Origin of the sequence: Pseudarthrobacter sp. BIM B-2242, from assembly GCF_014764445.1 — a bacterium.
GTDB lineage: Bacteria > Actinomycetota > Actinomycetes > Actinomycetales > Micrococcaceae > Arthrobacter > Arthrobacter luteus_A.
Window position 1 is genome coordinate 3,193,751 of record NZ_CP061721.1, and the last position, 19,115, is coordinate 3,212,865.

Here is a 19,115-nt window from a genome sequence, read left to right on the forward strand (position 1 = left end):
TCCAGCCGGCGGGGACCAGCAGGAGCTACTTCGGCTGCTCCAGCTGCCACACGTCAGCGGCTGCACCATCGGGAAGCCGCAGCACCCACCGCTCGCCGGGCGCCGGGTAGGCCCGCAGCGTGGTGGCCACCGACCCGCTCCGGTACACCTCCACAAGCGAAGCGTCCACAAACACCCGCAGCTCCTCCCCCGCCGCCAGTGCGCCACTGAAAATTACTTGCCCGGCGTCCGTCGTACCGTCGGCCACAAGGGAAAGTTCGACGACGGCGTCCCCGGCCAGCGCGCCCGGCCCACCAGCAGGGGCGGTCACCACAGCTTCGGCATAGGCCGGGAGCTCAACACTCCCGGTCGCCCGAGAGGCCAGTTGCGTGCCGCGGTAGGCGTCCACTTCCGGCGCGGGCGCAACGGCCAGGGAACCGTCCACCACGGACAGCAGTCGCGGATGCGTGAGCACGCCCGCCCAGCCCGCGGCATCGATCTCGTCCTGGGTGCGGCCGCGTCGGCCGTCCCGGCCTGGCCCTTCATTGGCCCAGCCCCACAGCAGCGCCTTCGGCTCACCCGCAGCACCCGCACCCGCACCGGCACCGGCGTCACCCGCACTCGCGGCATTTACGGCAGAGCCGTCCTGCAACTGCACAATCTGCGGCGCGTAGAAGTCCCGGCCCAGGTCCGATTTTCCGCCGGTCTCCGGGGAGAATACGGGCAGGCCGGTGGCGGGGTCCTCGGCCAGGGTGCCGATGAGGTGGCCCACGCCGTTGGCGTGCTCGTGGTGGTCACCGGAGAGCCAGAGCGAAAACATCATCACCCAGGCGTCCTCCGGAGAGCCGGATGCGGAACCGGAAGCCGGCACGTGCACCAGCTGCGGGCACTCCCAGATCTCGGCCGGCGTGTGGGCTGAAGCAACCGGGTTTTCGGACGTGAGCCAGATGCCCTGGTACTTCCAGTCGGCCAGGTCCTCCACCGTGTACAGCAGGAGTGCCGCGTGGCCGGAGGCGAGCCCGGCGCCCTGCATGGCGTAGCGCCTGCCGTTGAACCGGAAGATGAACGGGTCGCGGACCGCCGTCACCTGCGGATCGGACGGCATGGACGCAGCAACGTGCCCGTCCTGGTTCCAGGACACCAGGTCCGCCGATCCGCGGGAGATGACCACCTGGGAGTGGCCGCCGTCGCCGCGGACGCCGGAGTACGCAGCGGTGGGGACACCGCCGTCGTCCGTCACCACACCGGTCCAGCAGCCGTACTCGTCCGGACCGCCGTCCTGCGGGCGCAGTGCGACCGGGTGCTCCTCCCACCGCACCAGGTCGGCGGAGCTGACGTGGCCCCACGCGATCTTGTGGTGGCGGGCGGACTCGGGGTTGTACTGGAAGAAGACGTGGTAGCGGCCGTTGATGTGGCTGACGCCGTTGGGATCGTTGATCCAGCCCTGGGCGGGGCGCGGGTGGAAGTGCGGGAACGCGGGGTCCGGGTGGGCCGCGGCCAGGCGGGCGAAGTCGGTGGCGGCAAGATCCGGGGATGACATGGAGGTTGGCCTTTCAGAAGGGTTGGGGTTACTTGCCGCTGCCGGCGGTGAGGCCGTCCTGCAGCGCGCGCTGGCCGAAGATAAAGACCACCAGCGCGGGAATCATGGACAGGACCACGCCGGCCAGCACCACGGAGATGCTGCCGGTGCCCAGGTTGCCCTGGAGGGAAACGAGGCCCAGCGGGAGGGTGAAGTTCTGTTCCGAGATGGTCATGATGAGGGGCCGGAAGAACTCGTTCCAGTGGAAATTGAAGGCCAGGATGCCCACAATCGCCATGCCCGGCACGGCCAGCGGCGCGTAGACCGAGCGGAAGGTCCGCCAGGGCGTGGCGCCGTCGATCGATGCCGCTTCAGCGAGGTCGGCCGGCAGCCCCAGGAAGTACTGCCGCATCAGGAAGGTGCCGAACGCCGTCGGGATGGCCGGCAGGATCAGTGCCAGCAGGGTGTCCGAGAGGCCCATGCCGCGGATCAGCATAAACACCGGCACGATGGTCACCTGCACCGGCACCATCATGGTGGCCAGCACGATGGAGAACAGGGCGCCTCGGCCGCGGAACTTCAGGTTGGCGAAGGCGTAGCCTGCCATCGCGGCGGTGATCATCTGGCCGACGGCGATGAGCCCGGTGACCAGGGCGCTGTTCAGCACCAGGAGGACGATGTCCAGCTGCTGGAAGACCTGGGCGTAGGAGGTGAAGTCCGGGTTCCAGGGGAAGAACGACGGCGGCAGCATGAACGATTCCGACGGCGACCGCAGCGACGTGGACAGGGTCCACATCACCGGCCCCAGGGTCAGGACGGCGGCGATCATCAGCAGGACGATGCGGAGGACCAGGTTCCAGTTCAGCTTCCGCCGGGGGCGGGCAGGCACGGCCGGGGCCGTGCCGGTGGAGACACGCTCTGTAGTGATAGACATGGCTGGCCTTACTGGTAGAAGACGAATCGTTTGCTGAGCCGGAACTGCGCGGCCGTGATGGCCATGATGATGAGGGTGAGGATCACGCCGATGGCCGAGGCCTGGCCGAATTCAAGCCGCTGGAAGGCTGATTCGAAGATCACCATCACGGCTGTCCGGGTGGAGTCGCCGGGGCCGCCGCGGGTCAGGACGTACGGCTGGTCGAACACCTGCAGCGCGCTGATGATGGCCATCACCGATGCCAGCAGGGTGGTGGGGCTGAGCAGCGGCAGGGTGACGTAGACGTGCTTGCGCCAGCCGGTGGCGCCGTCAAGGGAGGCCGCCTCGTAGGTTTCCGCGGGGATGGAGGCCAGCCCGCCGATGAACAGCAGGAACGAGAACCCGAAGTTCTGCCACACGTAAACCAAAATCACGACGGCGGCGGACCCGCCGGGGGTGGTAAGCCACGGCACCGCGGGGATGCCCGCAAGGGACAGGAACCAGTTGACCACGCCGAACTGCTCGTTGAAGAGGTACCGCATGAAGATGGACACCGAGGCGGCGGAAAGGATGAGCGGGAAGAAGAATGCCGAGCGGAAGAAGGCCCGCAGCCAGGCCGGCATCTTCTCCTGCACCATCACGGCGAGCGCCAGGGCGAGGCCGAGCTGGAGGGAGACCGCCACAATCACAAACACGATGGTGTTCAGGAACGAGACCCGGACCGTGGGGTCCTGGACCACTTCGGCGAAGTTGTCGAAGCCAACGAACGTGGGGGCCGAGATAATGTCCCAGCGGAAGAACGCCAGGACCACCGAAGCCACAATGGGCACCAGGGTGAACAGGCCCATGCCCAGGATGGTGGGGGCCAGGAAGATCCAGGCAAGCCAGCGCTGGCTGTGCCGGCCGGACGCGGTGTGCCCGGGTTGCGCCCCGGGTGTTCCCGGTGTGTTCGCGCGCTGGTTTGCCCGCTCCCGGCGAGGGGTGGTGGTGCTCATGACTGCCTCCTCAGGGCGAGTTCAAGGTCGCGCTGCATGGACTCGAGGGCCTGCTTCAACTGGCGCTCATCGCCGCTGACGGCCAGCGAAACGTTCTTCATAAGGGCCGTTTCGACGGCGGCCTGCTGGGGCGGTGCCGGGATGGGGCCGGTGGTGGGGTACTTGTCCAGCGTGTCGTAGAAGACCTTCCAGTGGGCCGGGCCCTTGCCGGCGTAGAGGGCTTCGTTGACCATGGAGCGGCGGGCCGGGGTGGTGATCGGGTTGGGGAAGATCAGTTCCATGGCCTCGCGGCTGGCGCTGAACTTGATCCATTCCCAGGCGGCGTCCTTGTCCTTGGCCGTCTTCATGATGGCGTAGCCGGCCGTGCCGAACTGGTGCCGCTGGCTCCGCCACTTGGGGAAGAACGCCACGTCGTAGTCGTTCTCCTTCATGCCGGCCTCGTGCAGGCCCTGGACCCAGTAGCCGCCGGCCGGGGTGGTGCCGATCCGGTTGGAGGCGAAGAGCCCCACCAAGGAACTGCCGCCGCCCTCCTCGGGCCGGACGCCGAGGCCGTCCTTGACCAGGCCGCGGAGGTAGTCGAAGGTCTCGAACACGCGCGGATCGTCGGCGTTGGGTTCCAGCCACTGGTAGCCGCCGGAGCGCAGGCTGCGGGAGGGGTCCTTGGCGTAGAAGGAGTCCCACAGCCAGTCCCCGCCGGTGGACCGGGTCTCTTTGAGGAAGCTGGTGTCGTTGGCGTACAGCCAGGGCACCACACCGCCGAAGAGCCGGTTGGTCCAGTAGTAGGGGGTGAAATCGGACGGCCGGGCCTTCCGCATGGCGGCGAGGTTGCTGCGGAAGTCCAGGTGGGTCCAGTCGTCCGCCGGACGCTCCAGGCCTGCCTGCGAAAAGGCGGTGGTGTTGTAGTACATGTTGGCGGCATTCCAGTCCATGGGCAGCTGGAACAGGCTCCCCTTGTACATAAAGGCCTCCACCAGGCTGGGGTGGACGTCGTCGAAGAACTCGGCCATGTCCGCGGCGTCGCGGCGCAGGTACTCGTCCAGCGGGTGGGCCAACTTGTCCGCGAAGAGCTGCGCGCCTTCGGTGGCGACGTAGACAACATCCGGCGGGGTGCCCGCGGCAACCATGGTGAGGATCTTGGTGAAGAAGTCTTTCCAGTCCACGGCCTGGATGGCCTGGACCTTGACCCGGATGTCCGGGTGCAGGCGGGTGAAGGCGTCGATGGCGCGCTGGCGCGCAGCGGCATCGGCGGCTGTTCCCATGATGGCAATGCTGAGGCTGTTGTCGCCCCGCCCGGGAATGTCGGATCCGGAGAGCCGTGGCCACGACGCCACGGTTGCTCCCAAAATTCCTGCTCCCAGGGCACCCAGGGCGGTCCGGCGAGAGATCTCACGCAGGCGGCCATTTGTGGCACCGGTCATGTCAATTTCCTTCCTAACACGTGTTAGGAAGCTTAGATGCTCGACCTAACACGTGTCAAGCATCACAGGAGGAAGTGCGGCCCCCTCGCCCAAGTAGGTAGCGCTAACTGTCGTTTTGAGCCTCCATAACGACAGTTAGCGCTACCTAGTTGGGTGAGAGTTACCCGGTGGGGTGAGACTGCCTCACAGGATTTTGTGACACCCTTAACTGATGACGCTTTCACCGCCCGCGCGCACCAGGACTCCCGTTCGCCCTGCCCCGGGCTCCGGGTTTATGTTTTCCTTCGCCTGGCTCGCCTGCGTCGTGGGGCTGATCGCCACCTATTACTATTTCGTCCAGACCACCACGGGCCAGTTCATCGACGAGTCCGCGCTGGTGGAAGCCGTGGACATCCACGGGCCCGCGGGCAAGGCGGCCACCGAGTTCCTGGACTGGCTGCCCACCATCTCCCTGGTGATGGCCGCCGTCGTGGTGCTCTTTGTGACCGTGATCCGGCAGCGGTGGTCGGCTGCCGGAATCGCCCTCACGGCATGCATCTGCGCCAACGTTGCCACCCAGGTCCTCAAGGACCTCCTGCCCGCGCGGCCGGACAAGGGCGTGGTGACGCTGGAGCTGAATTCGTTGCCGTCCGGGCACACCACGCTGGCGGCGTCGGCTGCGGCTGCGGTGTTCCTGATGTCCTCGCCCCGGTGGCGTCCGCTGGCCGGTTTTGTGGGCGGCACGTTCGCCATCGCCTCGGGAGTGTCCACGCTGATCAACCAGTGGCACCGCCCGGCCGACGTTGTGGCGGCCTTCCTCCTGGTGGGCGCGTTTATGATCCCCGCCGGCTGGCTGATCATGCGGCAGGGGTCGGCGTGGAACGTGTGGGACGGCTTCGGCAGGCATCCCGGCTCGGCCAAAATCTGGCTCAAGCTGCCGGTGCTGATCGGGCTGGCGTCCGCCGCCGTCGCGGTGTATTCACTCGCCAGGATCGCGCCGGGCCCCCTCCAGGAGGGCAGCACCACCAACTATTTCTGGGCCGGGATCGCGCTGATTGTGATCGCAGGGTACCTGGCCACGGTGGCCACCACGTCACTGTTTGCCTACGCCGCACGACGGCGGGACGCGCCAGGGCGCTAACCGCACCGGCCGCGGGCCTCAGTGGCCCATTGGCGGCAGTCCCTCGTCCTTGCCCACGTTCTGCATGCCCACGGGTTCGCCTTCCGGGGTATTGGTCCGCTTGTTGATGAGCCAGGTGATGAACCACAGCACCACGCCGATCGCCATGAGTCCCCCGGCGATCTGGTACTGGATGATGTTGCGGCCCACCCACGGTCCGGCGAGGAACGCGCACAGCAGGGCGGCGACCAGCGGCAGCTGGCCCGGCGAGGTGAAGAACACCTTCCGGTTGGGATCCCGCTTGCGGCGCAGGACCACGCAGGTGATGTTCACAACGGTGAAAACGAGCAGCAGCAGGAACGCCGTGGTGCCGGAGAGGTTGGCCACCACGTTGCTCTTGGGATCGCTGGTGACGTACCAGATCAGGCCCAGCGCCAGGACGGTGGAGAACAGAATGCCGGCCCACGGAGTGCGCCGGGTCGGCAGCACCTTGCCGAGGGGACGGGGCAGGACGTTCTGGCGTGCCATCCCGTAAATCAGGCGGCTGGCCATCAGCATGTTGATCAGGGCGGTGTTGGCCACGGCAAAGACGGCAAGGAACGGGAAGATCTTGTCGATGGGGAAGTCCGGCGAGCCCTTATGCACCACTTCAAGGAGCGCTGCGCCCTCGGCTTCCCTGATGTTCTCCAGCTCGGTGGGCGAGAGGACGCTGACCACGGAGACGGCCACCAGCATGTAGAGGATCACGGCGATGCCCAGGCCTGTCAGCATGGTCCGCGGGAAGATTTTCTCGGGGTTCTGGGTCTCCTCCACCATGTTCACGGAGTCCTCGAAACCCACCATGGCGAAGAAGGCGATCGACGTCGCCGCGGTGACAGCCAGGAACAGGCCTTTGTCCTGGTAGTCGTTGAACACAAAGATTTCGCCGGGGTTGCCGGTGCCCTGGGCCATGACGTAGAAGCCGACGCCGATCACAATGCACAGCGCCGTCATCTCGACGATTGTCAGCATCACGTTGAACTTCACGCTCTCGCCCACGCCGCGGAGGTTGATGACGGCCAGCAGGATCATGAACCCCATGGCGACGACGGTGATGACGCCTTGGTCAGGCACCGCCATCCAGCCGTTGATGTTCAGGCCGCCGAAGAAGTTCTGTGCCAGGACGTTCGCCGAGGTGGACGCGCTGGTGATGCCGGAACAGACCACGGCAAAAGCCACCAGGAACGTGACGAAGTGGATGCCGAACGCCTTGTGCGTGTAGAGCGCCGCGCCCGCCGCCTGCGGGTACTGGGTGACCAGCTCCAGGTAGGAGAAGGCGGTCAGCGTCGCCACGACGAAGGCCAGCAGGAACGGCAGCCAGACGATGCCGCCCACGGTCCCGGCCATGGTCCCGGTGACCGCGTAGACGCCGGCGCCCAGGATGTCGCCCACTATAAACAAAAGCAGGAGCTTGGGCCCCATGACCCGTTTGAGCTCGTGCTTGTCACCTTCGGGAGTTACGTCGAACACTTGATCTGAAGTGGCGCTCATGGCAGGACCTCCACACTCAATACATCGATGTGACTTAGTTCACTGTGATCCTTTCGGGCTCCGTTGGCAACATATTCGGACCGTGACCCCGCCCGGCGGCGCATCTGCCTATTGCGAGGGCTTTTCAGCCGGGGCCACAATGGGCACATCAACGCCTCGAGAGCCTGATTGGGGATGACATGATCCTGAAGACCACACCGGAATCGGAAGCAACAGGGGTGGTTGCGGAAATTTACGACGACGACATCACCTCGCTCGGTTACGTCACCCCCCAGACGAAGGTCATGGCCATCGCTCCTGAGGCCTTCCAGGCGTGGGATGCCATGCTTGGTGCCATCAGGGGTTCGATGGATCTTCGCCGCTACGAGCTTGTCACCCTCGCGGCGGCCCGGGCCATCGGCTCAACGCACTGCCTGCTTGCCCACGGGGCCAAGTCGCTGAAGCTGTTTCCTGAGGACGAGGTCGCTGCCCTGGCCCGGGACTACCGGACCGCGGGGCTGACTCCGGCTGAAGTGGCCATGATGGAGTACGCCGAGAAACTCAGCAGGGATGCCGCCGCCATGACCGACGCCGACACCTTGGCGCTCCGCGGCCACGGATTCACGGACCGCGAGATCGTGGACATCACGCTGGCCGCGGCGGCGCGCAACTTCCTGAGCCGCGCGGTCCTTGCCCTGGCCGTCGACGTCGACGTGCCGCCGGGCCTGAGCCCGGAACTGCAGGAAGCGCTGCTGGCACCGCTCTCCGCCCGCAGCCCGGAGTAGCGGCCTACGCCAGAGCCGCACTTAGCGAGCGCACCAGCCATTCCCGGTAAGCCTTCACGGACCAGCCCGCATCCCCCACCAAAACAGGCCGGCCTTCGACTGGATCGAGGGCCTGCCCCTGGACACGGACGGCTGGCCTGCAACCAGCCGGGGTGTTGTGCCCGAACTGCCCGGTTTGTACTTCGTCGGGATGCCGTTCCAGTACGCGCTGACGTCGGGGCTTGTTGGCGGCGTGGGCCGGGATGCGGAGTACGTGGTGGAGCACCTGTCGGCACGCCTGTTAGTCCATCAAATGGATGATAGATGAGCCACTGACCTGCGGAAACGTAGAAATCCTTGAGAATTTCTTGATCGATTACCCGGCAGTAAGTTGAGTTTCGTCGGGGAAAGTAGTTCCTAACGGAGCCGCTGGGGCTCACAGGATCTGCGAAAATCGCACAACTTCTTAGGGGTCTCATATGGGCAAGACAACCGGCCGTAAAAAGCGCATCGTCATCACCACCGCGGCTTTGCTGGCAATCGGCGGCGGGGCAGCTTTCGCATACTGGACTGGTGTGGGGACCACTAGCACCGCGGTCACGTCGGGTAGTGAATCGGCGCTCACTGTTGAGGTCACCTCCCTTGCCAGCGGCGTCCTCACCCCGGGCGGGCCCGGGCAGTCGGCAGAGATTACTGTGACGAATCCCGGAAAAGGCGTGCAAAAGCTAAATAATGTCGTCGTAAAAGTCGCGGAATCCGACGGCTCTCCGTGGGCGGCCATCACCGGCTGCTCAAAAGATGATTTCTCGGTTGCAGCAACCGTCGATAACGTCACTCAAATCGAGGGCGGCAAGCACGTTAAAGGCACTGTGACCATTCAAATGGTCAACGGGAATTACAACCAGGATGCCTGCAAGGGCGTATCCGTTCCCCTCTACGTTTCAGTTAACTGAAGGGGAACAGGCCTAACGTTTCTTGCCCAGACTGTCAGTTTCGTCGCCCGCTGGTGACTTGGCTAAGTTCACCCAGCGTTGAGGCCAACGCCTGAAAGGCTCACATGTTCGGCAACACCAGCTCCCTCGCGGGCCTCCCCCGGCCCCGACGGGAGCTGGTGTTGTTTCGTCGCAGTGTGCAGGCAGCCATTCTGGTCATCATCTTGTCCGTAACCACTGTTTTTCAGGCGTTGCCGGCATCTGCACATTGGAGCGCAACGGGAAACGGAAGTACGACGGCGACAGTAGGGACGCTCGCCCCGCCCACGAACGTCTCGGTTCCGGCACGCAGCGACTCAGATGTAGCTGTCGGTTGGACAAAGTCCGTGGGGCTCGTCGTTCCGACGGGCTATGTGGTTACCCGAATCACTGGCTCAGGCAGCGTGCCTGCGTGCGGCTCGAGCCTGGCCGCGCCCATCACGGGGACCGGCTGTACAGACATCTCTGTGCCCGAGGGCGATCATAAATACCAGGTAACTGCTGTTTACCAGTCGTGGACCGCCGCGGCCCAGCCGAGTAACAGTGTGACTGTATCCAGCCGTCGGGACTTGTACATCAGTTCGCAGCCCTCAGTCTCGGTAATGGCAGGTGCGAAGTTCTCGCTAACTGTCCAACTGCGCACCCTATGGGAGTTCCCGTTGTTACTCGGCGACATTCCCGTGACCGTAGCCATCGGTGCCAGCCCTGGCGGTGGATCGCTCTCAGGGCCAACAAAAGTTGATACCAAATGGACAGGCACAGCCACGTTCAATGATCTGATCATCACAAAGGCCGGAACATATACGTTGACGGTCTCAAGCCCAGGGTTTGCGGGAACAGTAAGCCGCTCCTTTACTGTCACTCCGGCAGCAGCCGCACAGTTGGTGGTAACGACGCCCACGCCGGTGTCGGGAGTTGCATCCGCCACAGCCAACCTTGGGCCGGTGACAGTGGAACGCCGCGACCAATTTGGGAATCCGGCAGTTGGAACAGCGTCGAGCATCAATTTGGCCTCAGACACTTCCGCAAACGGGGTCTTTGCAGAGACGGTCACCGGGCCAGGCATCACGTCCGTAAGCATTCCGGCCGGATCGTCGTCAGCATCGTTCTACTACGGCGCCAAGATTGCAGGCACCACGCTGTTCACGGTCTCCGGCATTGGAACGCCGTTGTCCGTTCCAGTCCAGATCCTGCCGGCCCAGGCGTCCAAACTCGAGTTCGGCAAAATTGGCCTCGACGGAGTCCTCCCGAAGAACGTCCACTTCATCGTGACTGTCAGCGTTCTCGATGTCTTCGGTAACGCAGTGGACGCGCCGACGATAACTACCATTAACCAGACGGGGGCAGCGAAGTGCAGTATCGGCGGCGCGCCGCAAACCGTCTCTTCGGTTCACGGAGTGGCTTCTTTCATTGGGCTGATACACAACGGACAGCAGGACGATTGCCGGTTGACCGTCACCAGCACGGATTTACCACCGAAGGACAGCGCAACGTTCAAATTCCGCTGAGCATCAGCCCCCCACCGCCACATGGAATTCCTACACTTTCAGCGCCTTCCGCTCACGGGCGCTGATCGAGGAGACCCTGCCGCAATTCGAACAGGTGATCTGGTACCGCCGGGACGTGGTCAGGACGGGAATGAAGAACAACGTGAACTTCCGGGCGTGCTCGTCGAGGTAGTGCTGCACGAACTGGCCGCAGTTCGTGCAGGTGGCCGGCCGGCCCGGCAAAGCGCGGACTACAGTCTTGAGGCCAAAAATAAGAAGCATGAGGTTCCCTTTCAAGGATGCCGGCAGCCGAAGATGCCGAAGACTCCACGAGGTCCTGGGCAATTGGAAAAAGCGCGGCGGACTAGTCGAGCGTACAGCGTAAATAGGAAGTGGCCTTAGTATTTGGCCGTGCTTCAATGCCCGTCAGAGGGACTCGTCGCTGTTTCCGGGGCGTGGAGGTCGATGATAGGCAGGTGGCCGTCTGTACGGATGGAGTCCCCTCCCCCGTTGCGGTGGTGGTAGCCGGTGGAGAAGTTGCGGATGACGTGCACGGATTCCACCGCGTTGGCCGCACGCAGCGTCTCGATGATGAAATCGCGTTCTTCGTCGGTGCGGTCGGCGATCTTGTGGGTGATTTGGAAGGTGAACAGGGACAAGCCCACGCTTCTGTCGTAGGTGCCCGCGCCCACCCAGTCGACGGGAATGCCGCCGGGCAGCCTCCAGCCGTCGGCACACTGCCAAAAGCGGACGTGGTGCCGCTTCCGCGGATTCCCGTCGATCTCGCGCTGAAAGGCCAGGTTCTGCCTGTTACCGAAGACGTAGAGGGAGCTGACCGGTGCCCTCGGATAACTGCGGCCCCGGATCGTTGACGTTAGAGTCCTCCAGGCGGTCGCCGGGGTGAGGGCATCGGCCTCCACCCAGCCGGCCTTGAACATCGCATGCCGCAGTTCGGCTTCGGGGCCAACCACTGCGAGGTTGACCGGGTCGCCGAGGACACCGTCGCCGGTGCGGGCGCGGCCTATGAAGTAGTCGGGAATGTAGAGGCTGCTCAGGATCTTGTGTATCCGGGGAAGCAGTGCGTAAGCCAGGATCAGCCAGACCGGAATGAACACCCAGGCCTGCGACGGTCCACGGGAAAGCCTGGCAAGCAGGAAGTAATACACAGCCCAGCCCACTGCCACGGTAATGAACCCATAGAACAGCCGCTGCAGCACGGCGAGAACCGTTGCCCAGCGGCTCTGCCTGCGCTCCTGGGAGTTCTGCGCCCGGGAATGGTCCGGTTCAGCCGGAACAGGGTGGTCAGCATTCCCCGATGTCACCTTAGTAGTTCCTCCTGTGCTTCAGCCGGGGAAGGACAAAAGCAAACACTGCAGCCGCCGCGAACCCCAGGAAACCGGTGGCCGCAACCCCCGCCCCCAGCGTGGCCACAGCTGTCACGCCGGACAGCAGCACCGGCCCACCGGTGGAGCCGGCGTCGGCAATGAACCGCCACAGCCCCAGGAACTGGCCGCGGCCCCTGTCGGGCGAGAAGTCGGCGCCGAGGGTCATGATCAGCCCGGAGCTGATGCCGTTCCCGAACCCGATGAGCAGCGACGCCAGCAGCAGCCCCGTAAAGGAAGCGGTCAAGGGAATCACCAGCATCGCGATGCCCATGATGATGGTCGAGGGAATGGCCACGAACAGCCTGCCGCGCCGGTCCATCACCTTGCCCGCCGGGTAGAACACCAGCATGTCGATCGCCCCGGACAGCCCGTAGATCACCGACGCCTGCGCCGGGTCCATCCCCAGGTGGTCGGCCCACAGCGGGATAACCACCTGCCGTGAGGCGCGCAGCGCGCTCAGCAGCAGGATCCCCACTCCGAGCGTCAGGAACACGGTCCGGTGCGCGACCGCCACGTTCCGCAGCGTCGGCTCCGGAGTCTTGTGTCCGCCGTCGGGCGCTGGCGGAACCACCAGGTCCGGGATGGTGACGGCCAAAACGGCGGCCGCGGCCATGCCGGCCACCCCCACCCAGTACGCTCCGGCGAGACCGGCAAACTGCATCACAGCGGCACCCACAAAGGGCCCGATGAACACCCCGATCCGGGTCACCCCGCCAAGCGTTGACAGCGCCCGCGCCCGGAACTCAATGGGCACGGCCTCGGTGAGGTACTTCTGCCGGGCCAGGCTGAACACGCTGGCCGCCATCCCGACGACGGCCATCGCCACCGCCAGCAGCCATAGCCCGCCGGGAATCAGGGCGGACATCGCCGCGGCAGCGAGCGCAAGCGCACCCACCGCAGCAGCCCCGACGATCGACCAGCGTTCGCCGAACTTCAGCGTAATAAGGGACGCCGGCAGGTTGAAGAACCACGAGCCCAGCCCGATCAGGGTGACAAGCAGCGCAGAGACGGCCACCGAGGCGCCGAGGTCGCGCGCGGACAGCACCACCACGGGAAGCACTGCGCCTTCGCCGATACAGAACAGCAGTGCAGGCCCGAAAGCGGGTATTGCGATGCTTCGGAGATTGAACGGCTGCGGGGTTCCTGGCGAAGTCATCAGATTTATCTTAGGCCGCAGAAATTCCTTAATATTCAGGGGGTCACAAGCAGCCTCGCGAGGACTAACGTTTGCCTTGTGGGGCGCACTGCCACCTGCGCCTCAAAGCCAAGGAGGTCTCATGGGTGAGGTGTGGATCCGCACCATCAATAACAGCCTGGTCCGGGCAGACAGAGTCACGGAAATCGCGTCCACCCGGGCGTCCCTCCACGACGACCAGGGCTACGCGTTGAAGGTCATTGTGGACGGCAAGGCCCACGTGATCATTGACGACGGCGGGCTGCCGGGCTCGTTCACCGAGCGGCAGGACTATGCGCGGCATCTTGAGGATGCCCTGCTTGTTGCCATCGATGAGGCGCACCAGTCCGGCGCATCCGTCGTTGTCTGCTTCGAACCGGAATCCGAACGATGGGTCATGGCCGCCGCCGCTGAGCTGACCGGACAGATTCCCGCCGTCGGCTAACGCTTCATTTGCATCTAACGGCAGCGCCCGACGGCGGGACTTCCGTTCAGCGCGCGTTCAGCGCGCCGCCGCACGTCCGCGGGTTTCGACAGCGCCGCCCTTCAGGCCGCCAAATGGCCTGCGGCGTGAACGGCGCGGCGGGGCGGAAGAATGCTCAGCTTGCACGGGGTCTGCAGCGGATCGATCCGGACCGGCAGGTGACGTGTCAGGGAGCAGGTCTCGAGCTGGCGAAGGGCTTCCGGGTCAATGCGGGCATGGCGCATGTCCAGTTCCAGGGCAAGGTTCGGTTTCAGGGCGTTGGCGCGCTTCACCACGACGTAGAGCGCCTGGATGCTGTGAATGGTGACGTGGCCTTTGGCGAGGACGTGGGCCTTGGCGTGGTCGAGGTCCAGACGGACAAGAATGCTGAGCTTTTCGGTCAAGGCGAAACACCTTCTTTGCATGGCTGCGACGCTGCAACCGGGGCGGCCGCGACGCCGCGGCCTGTGGCCGCGCTTCAGCAGCCATCTTCAGGGTAGGCAGAATTGTGTGACCCGCACAACATTGGGTCCATTGTGTCGGTAGCCTCCATGCCCGGCGCCGGCCCTCCCGGCGCTTCGGATTGTGTGTCATAGAGTTCGGATCATGAACATCACCGTTGCAGGAGGAACCGGAACTGTTGGACGCCACGTTGTGGCCGTTGCCCGGGCACGTGGCCACCACGTAGTCAGCCTCTCCCGCGCGGACGGCCTGGACACCGTGACCGGCGACGGCCTGGCCCAAGCACTTGAGGGTACGGACACGGTGATTGACGTGGCCGGCATCCAGACGCTGAACGCGAAGAAGGCAGTGGACTTTTTCTCCACCACCACGCACAACCTGCTCAAAGCGGGGACGGCGGCCGGAGTACAGCACCATATGGTGCTCTCCATCGTCGGGACCCACAAAGCGGCCGCCGGGTACTACGCCGGCAAGCTGGCGCAGGAGAATCTGGTCAGCAACTCCAGCGTGCCGTGGACCATCCTGCGGGCCACCCAGTTCCATGAGTTCGCAGCGCAGATGCTGGAGCGCAGTTCAGTAGGCCCGCTGGCCCTTGTCCCGCGGATGGCCACCCAACCCGTGGCGGCACGCGAGGTAGCCGAGGCGCTGGTTGACGCGGCGGAAGCAGGGCCCCAGGGACGGCTTGCAGATCTTGCCGGCCCCGAACGCAAACGATTGGTGGACCTCGTCCGGGCGTATTCGCAAAAGTACGGGCCAAAGAAGCTCATCATTGAGTTCACCGCCCCCGGGCCGCTTTGGCGCGCGATGCGGAACGGCGACCTGCTCCCGGAGGCAGGGTCCGACGTCGGGCGCCAAACGTTCAGCGCGTGGCTGGCAACTGACCGTAACAGAAGTTAGGAACCGCGCGGCGGGTGATGTTCGAAACAAGGGGCCGACGACGTCAGATGTTCAGGCCTGGCTTTACCCTGAGGCCACTTCGCCGCCGGCCCCGCCTGCTCCGTCGGCAGCTGGGCGGCGACCCGTTGGTCCCTGCGCAGACGGAAACTTGAAGGCCCACCATCGGAGCCTAGGACTGACTAAACCCATTAGATTCCCTATTGACGCTGCGCGCACGAGTAGGAGCTACCCTACTTTTGGCCATCGCTGTTCGCCCTCACAGGTAGTGCCGGCTGTTCGGAAAAATGTGCCAAGTACCGGCGGCCAGGAAGTCGAGTACTGACCACTCATGCCACGGGAAGATGCCGGGAAGTAGCCTAAATACCTGCACCAGCTTCTACCGGGCGCTTCGTCCGGGTCAGACTGTGCCGGCGGCGAGAGGGCCTTTTGAGACCGGGACCCTTCATCATCCGCCGCCGGCACTACCACCGCATCAGCGCGGATCAGTCTCGGATTGGAAAAGGCGGCTGCTTACATCATTGCGAAGAATGTGGAACTGCCCGCCGTTGCCGTTGACGGCACCGTCCAGGACATAGAGTCCCCTTCCAGCTTCCGGGCCTCCGGCAGCACGGTCCAAAGCCTCCACCAGGTGCCGGCCCAGCCGCCCCTTCGGCCCCAAGGCCTTGATCTCTTCCAGTTCCTCCGCTGTCAGCCTCGCCAGTACCGCGTTGATTTCAGCCACAAAGCACCCCTCCCCAGATGTGCAGGCAATTATTGGCCTGAGTCCCCACAGGCTAGGGCAGGCCGGGAGGCCCCGCAAGAGCACCGGGGTCTAGGACTGGATCAGTGCGGTGGCTAGGATAAAAATGTGGCCTGCCAGCAGACAGCCGGCAGAAGCAGACCGTAGGGAGAGACACCATGGGTTTGGATGACAAGATCGAAAACGCCGCCGAGAAACTGGGCGGCAAGGGCAAGGAAGCCACAGGCAAAGCCACTGGCGATGAGAGCCTCGAAGCCGAGGGAAAGCTCGACCAGAGCAAGGCGGACCTGAAGCAGGCCGGCGAGAAAGTCAAGGACGCTTTCAAGAAAGACTGACTCCGCCTGACACGAAGGGCGCCGCTGCGCAGCGGCGCCCTTCGTGCTGTCGGCCGGAAGCCCGGGACAGCCAGGAAAAGAGCGGGCCTAGTGGCTTCGCCGGAAATGCATAACGCCTGCCGCAATTCCCATGGCGCCCACCAAGGATCCGAGAATGATGCTGAGGCCTGAAACGTATTCAAGAACGGTCATCGTGACTCACCTTTCATAGGGCTGAAAGGCTGACGCTAACGTGCAAAACTCAGGATCGGTCCAAGACTGCCTGTGTGTCGCATCACAATTCAGGCACGGCCCCGCGCGCCCTAATCGGTGTAATAAATACGTAACTGTTGCGTGGGTCACATTCGCCCCTTACTCTGGACAAGGCTCAAGAAACGGGCCAAAGCAAGAAGCTGCAGCGTCGCAGCCAATGCCGGGGAAGGCTTTACAACGTGAACTCAAAGCTCAACATCGTTGTCCGAATGGATCTCGACCACGCCAAGGCGCTGGTGATTGCGAAGGGGCATATCACCATCCACAGCGTAAATGCACTGTATGTAGTCGTTAAGCGGGCCAATTCCTTAATGGACGGCCTGGACCTGAAGCTGGACATCACCCACGCGCGGGTTGATGAAGATGCCCTGGAAACGCTTCATGCCGCTTCTGAATCGCACCACCTGCCGGCGCGGATCGATCCGCAGCAGGCACCATGCACCATCCATGTCCTGGCACCGCGCCGGGAACATGCACCCGCGAGGCGAGCACTGATCGCCGCCTAAGGCTTTTCAAGGCAAGGCACCCGCAGCGCCCAGGAATCGGGCCGGAGCGCCAGCCACAGGCTTTCTTTCTTCCAGATTTCCACAAGCTCAGAGTGCAGCTGTATCCGAATAGACGGGTAGCTGCACTCTTAGTTTGTGGCTAAACCCTCCTGCGCAGGCGGGAGTATCTTGAGTCATACTTGCGCCGGTCTGCACGCGGTCTTGAGCGTGTTCATGCACAGTATTCCTTAGAGACCGGAAACGCACCGTAGCTGCCAAGGCCAACAGTAGGTCCCGTTGGAAAAGCGAGTACTTCCTACTCGTGTGCTCCCCTGTTGCCCGCCTGTAACGTCCTGAAGCATGTCGAAAAGGATGCATTTACTGGCGAAAAGACTGCCGTGACTCAGCATGAGGCCCTGGTGGTCCCTCTGCTGGACAGTGCTGTGCTGGACAGGTTGCAGCTGGAGCTGGATTACGACGAAGGCGTCTGGAAAGTCTTCATTCAGGACTTCGTGGCGCTTCTTCCCGCCAGGATTGAAAGGGTCCGGATGGCGCTGACCACCGGCGATCCTGTCACGTCAAAAGACGCGGCACTCAGCCTGAAGACCGCCAGCCAGATGGTTGGTGCAGAACGGCTGGCGGGCCTTACCCTTGACCTTGAGCTCGCCATTCGGAACAGCTCTCCTGACGGCCCCCATTCCGATATCCTGCCGCGGCTGGCGGTGGCCCACCTGCCCCGCCTCCGGCAGTGTGCACAGCAGACCATCCACCTCCTCGAGAGACACCTGAGAGGTAGCCGCGCCTGAGACGGCGACGGACTCTAGCGGTACCCGTCCACGATGGCCGCCGCGATCTCCTTGTAGGCCCGCCGGGTCTCCGGTTTGAGCACATCCAGGGTGACCAGGTCGCCGTCGGCCACGCCGCGGTCGTGCGGGACTGCGATGAGCTGGCGGCAGATCCCGGCGAGGTGTTCCTCAATGGCGTCCTTGTCCACGCGGGAGGAGACCTCGTCCTTGTCCGTGATGACCACAATGGCGTTCCGGGCCAGGTCCTCGTACCCGTGGCTGGCCAACCAGTGAAGCGTGCTGCGCGCCCGCTTCGCACCGGAAACCGCATATCCGGCAGCGATCACCAGGTTATCGGCCGACTGCAGGATCCCGCTCATCGCGTTGTGCGTCACGCCGGTGCCGCAGTCGGTCAGGGCCACCGAATAGTAGTTGGAAATCAGCTTGCGGATCCGCAGATACTCGGCGGCCGTGAGCGAGTCGGACACCTCCGGGTCCTGCTCCCCTGCGATCAGGTGCAGCCGGCCGGCGTGGTGCATATACCGGGCGAGCGCGGTGAGCGAGTCCACGGATTCGATGTTCCTGAGCAGGTCCGTGATGGTGCGCGGGCTGGCCTGCTGATAGATCCCCTCGCCCAGGGCACGCTCCACGAGGTCACCGGAATCCGGGTTGGCATCAATGGCACAGGGGGCGTCGCCGCGGAATTCGGCCAGGGTCAGGCCCACACCCACCGTGGTGGAGGTTTTCCCGATGCCGCCCTTGAGGCTCAGCACGGCGGTGTTGTAGCTGCCCTGCAGCTGGCGTGCGATGCGGCGGCGCAGTTCGTCCTCGTCGCGCTGCTTGGCGCTGGGCCCGAGATTCCAGGCCCCGCCCGTCATCGCGTAGATGGCGCCGCGGACTCCGCCCACGGGCCGGGGCTTCTGCTCTTTCACAAACAGGCCCGGGGAGCTGATGAAGTCAGGCATGGGGCTCTCGGCAATGACGTCCGCTGCGGTCGGGCGGATGCGCCGGAATGCCGGTGTTTCGTCCGGAAGGGACGACGACGGCGGCGCCGGGGTGCCGGCGTCGTGCGCCACCGCGGAGGTACCCGAGTCCTGGCCGGCGGACTGCGCCGCCTGCGGCCGCGCAGTGATCGGCGGCTTGGCGGGACGGCGGGTTGGCGCCGGAACGGGCGCCGCGGGTTTGGCCTGGTCGGCGGCAGCCGCGGCCTCCGCCCAGGAGGTGCGGCGCGGAACCGGGGTGCCGGCGTCGGGAGTGGCGAAAGGCTCTGGAGTTAGGGCTGGCATGGTTCCTGTCTGGGCATCCGAAAGCGCGCCGTCGGCGCGGCGAAGGTCGCGGCGTCGTCGGGACGGTTGCGGTTGCCCTGCATCCTCTGCATTGGCGCGTGCGTTCTGATCCGCCGGATCTGGCATGTCTGTCCCCCAGGACGTTCGGCACAAGGTTCTGCGGCACTTTACGGACTGATTCAGTCACCAAGTCTAGGC

General features: G+C 64.4%; 20 protein-coding genes. 9 read left to right on the forward strand and 11 right to left on the reverse strand.

Translation table 11 applies throughout. The features are described 5' to 3' along the window. Positions 1–25: 25 nt before the first annotated feature. The 4 genes from IDT60_RS14700 to IDT60_RS14715 are packed head-to-tail and all read right to left on the reverse strand — an operon-like array spanning position 26 to position 4,824. Complete coding sequence (locus IDT60_RS14700; protein ID WP_191079587.1) at positions 26–1,519, reverse strand: glycoside hydrolase family 32 protein; 1,494 nt, start codon at positions 1,517–1,519, stop codon at positions 26–28. A gap of 28 nt (positions 1,520–1,547) precedes the next feature. After that, positions 1,548–2,432: a carbohydrate ABC transporter permease gene (locus tag IDT60_RS14705; RefSeq protein WP_191079588.1), complete on the reverse strand. Its 885-nt coding sequence runs from the start codon at positions 2,430–2,432 to the stop codon at positions 1,548–1,550. Positions 2,433–2,440: 8 nt separating this feature from the next. Beyond that, positions 2,441–3,406, reverse strand: coding sequence for a carbohydrate ABC transporter permease (locus tag IDT60_RS14710; RefSeq protein WP_191079589.1), 966 nt, complete (start codon positions 3,404–3,406; stop codon positions 2,441–2,443). Further along, positions 3,403–4,824, reverse strand: a complete 1,422-nt coding sequence (locus IDT60_RS14715; RefSeq protein ID WP_164205586.1) for an extracellular solute-binding protein — start codon at positions 4,822–4,824, stop codon at positions 3,403–3,405. The genes IDT60_RS14710 and IDT60_RS14715 overlap by 4 nt, the downstream gene beginning before the upstream one ends. Before the next feature lie 211 nt (positions 4,825–5,035). Between IDT60_RS14715 and IDT60_RS14720 the strand changes: the two genes are divergently transcribed. After that, entirely contained in the window at positions 5,036–5,944 is a 909-nt protein-coding gene (locus IDT60_RS14720; RefSeq protein WP_191079590.1) for a phosphatase PAP2 family protein, read from the forward strand. An 18-nt stretch (positions 5,945–5,962) separates the two neighbouring features. On the opposite strand, the gene IDT60_RS14725 is transcribed toward IDT60_RS14720, so the two are convergent. Continuing rightward, complete coding sequence (locus IDT60_RS14725; RefSeq protein WP_191079591.1) at positions 5,963–7,453, reverse strand: APC family permease; 1,491 nt, start codon at positions 7,451–7,453, stop codon at positions 5,963–5,965. Between the two features lie 179 nt (positions 7,454–7,632). On the opposite strand from IDT60_RS14725, the gene IDT60_RS14730 reads away from it, so the two are divergent. The 3 genes from IDT60_RS14730 to IDT60_RS14740 all read left to right on the forward strand — a co-directional run bounded on the left by IDT60_RS14730 (position 7,633) and on the right by IDT60_RS14740 (position 10,675). Further along, positions 7,633–8,217 carry a carboxymuconolactone decarboxylase family protein gene (locus tag IDT60_RS14730; RefSeq protein ID WP_191079592.1) on the forward strand — a complete coding sequence of 195 codons (585 nt, stop codon included), beginning with the start codon at positions 7,633–7,635 and terminating at the stop codon, positions 8,215–8,217. A gap of 458 nt (positions 8,218–8,675) precedes the next feature. After that, positions 8,676–9,149 carry a hypothetical protein gene (locus IDT60_RS14735; protein WP_191079593.1) on the forward strand — a complete coding sequence of 158 codons (474 nt, stop codon included), beginning with the start codon at positions 8,676–8,678 and terminating at the stop codon, positions 9,147–9,149. Between the two features lie 620 nt (positions 9,150–9,769). Next, positions 9,770–10,675, forward strand: a complete 906-nt coding sequence (locus IDT60_RS14740; protein ID WP_223883732.1) for a carboxypeptidase-like regulatory domain-containing protein — start codon at positions 9,770–9,772, stop codon at positions 10,673–10,675. Between the two features lie 30 nt (positions 10,676–10,705). Here the strand turns inward: IDT60_RS14740 and IDT60_RS14745 are convergent, their stop codons facing one another. From IDT60_RS14745 to IDT60_RS14755, 3 genes are all read right to left on the reverse strand, one after another. Beyond that, positions 10,706–10,936, reverse strand: a complete 231-nt coding sequence (locus IDT60_RS14745) for a zinc-ribbon domain-containing protein (RefSeq protein ID WP_164205571.1) — start codon at positions 10,934–10,936, stop codon at positions 10,706–10,708. Positions 10,937–11,070: 134 nt separating this feature from the next. Beyond that, on the reverse strand, positions 11,071–11,976 hold the full coding sequence (locus IDT60_RS14750; RefSeq protein WP_191079595.1) for an LssY C-terminal domain-containing protein: 906 nt from the start codon (positions 11,974–11,976) through the stop codon (positions 11,071–11,073). A gap of 1 nt (position 11,977) precedes the next feature. Continuing rightward, positions 11,978–13,195 carry an MFS transporter gene (locus tag IDT60_RS14755; protein ID WP_191079596.1) on the reverse strand — a complete coding sequence of 406 codons (1,218 nt, stop codon included), beginning with the start codon at positions 13,193–13,195 and terminating at the stop codon, positions 11,978–11,980. Between the two features lie 121 nt (positions 13,196–13,316). On the opposite strand from IDT60_RS14755, the gene IDT60_RS14760 reads away from it, so the two are divergent. After that, positions 13,317–13,658, forward strand: a complete 342-nt coding sequence (locus IDT60_RS14760) for a hypothetical protein (RefSeq protein ID WP_191079597.1) — start codon at positions 13,317–13,319, stop codon at positions 13,656–13,658. 101 nt (positions 13,659–13,759) lie between these two features. Here the strand turns inward: IDT60_RS14760 and IDT60_RS14765 are convergent, their stop codons facing one another. Beyond that, the gene (locus IDT60_RS14765) at positions 13,760–14,080 is read right to left on the reverse strand and encodes a hypothetical protein (protein WP_191079598.1); all 321 of its coding nucleotides are present in this window, start codon (positions 14,078–14,080) and stop codon (positions 13,760–13,762) included. A 202-nt stretch (positions 14,081–14,282) separates the two neighbouring features. Here IDT60_RS14765 and IDT60_RS14770 point away from each other — a divergent pair, with 202 nt between their 5' ends. Continuing rightward, a complete protein-coding gene (locus IDT60_RS14770; RefSeq protein WP_191079599.1) occupies positions 14,283–15,035 on the forward strand; it encodes an SDR family oxidoreductase in 753 nt (250 codons plus the stop codon). A 472-nt stretch (positions 15,036–15,507) separates the two neighbouring features. Here IDT60_RS14770 and IDT60_RS14775 read toward each other — a convergent pair whose 3' ends face one another. Then, entirely contained in the window at positions 15,508–15,756 is a 249-nt protein-coding gene (locus IDT60_RS14775; RefSeq protein ID WP_191079600.1) for a hypothetical protein, read from the reverse strand. A gap of 176 nt (positions 15,757–15,932) precedes the next feature. Here IDT60_RS14775 and IDT60_RS14780 point away from each other — a divergent pair, with 176 nt between their 5' ends. The 3 genes from IDT60_RS14780 to IDT60_RS14790 all read left to right on the forward strand — a co-directional run bounded on the left by IDT60_RS14780 (position 15,933) and on the right by IDT60_RS14790 (position 17,652). Next, positions 15,933–16,109 (forward strand): CsbD family protein, encoded by a 177-nt coding sequence (locus IDT60_RS14780; RefSeq protein ID WP_164205557.1) that lies wholly within the window; start codon positions 15,933–15,935, stop codon positions 16,107–16,109. 461 nt (positions 16,110–16,570) lie between these two features. Next, positions 16,571–16,867 carry a hypothetical protein gene (locus IDT60_RS14785; protein ID WP_370590692.1) on the forward strand — a complete coding sequence of 99 codons (297 nt, stop codon included), beginning with the start codon at positions 16,571–16,573 and terminating at the stop codon, positions 16,865–16,867. A gap of 377 nt (positions 16,868–17,244) precedes the next feature. Then, complete coding sequence (locus IDT60_RS14790; protein WP_191079602.1) at positions 17,245–17,652, forward strand: Hpt domain-containing protein; 408 nt, start codon at positions 17,245–17,247, stop codon at positions 17,650–17,652. Positions 17,653–17,666: 14 nt separating this feature from the next. Here the strand turns inward: IDT60_RS14790 and IDT60_RS14795 are convergent, their stop codons facing one another. Further along, a complete protein-coding gene (locus tag IDT60_RS14795; RefSeq protein ID WP_191079603.1) occupies positions 17,667–19,043 on the reverse strand; it encodes a MinD/ParA family protein in 1,377 nt (458 codons plus the stop codon). Positions 19,044–19,115 lie beyond the last annotated feature (72 nt).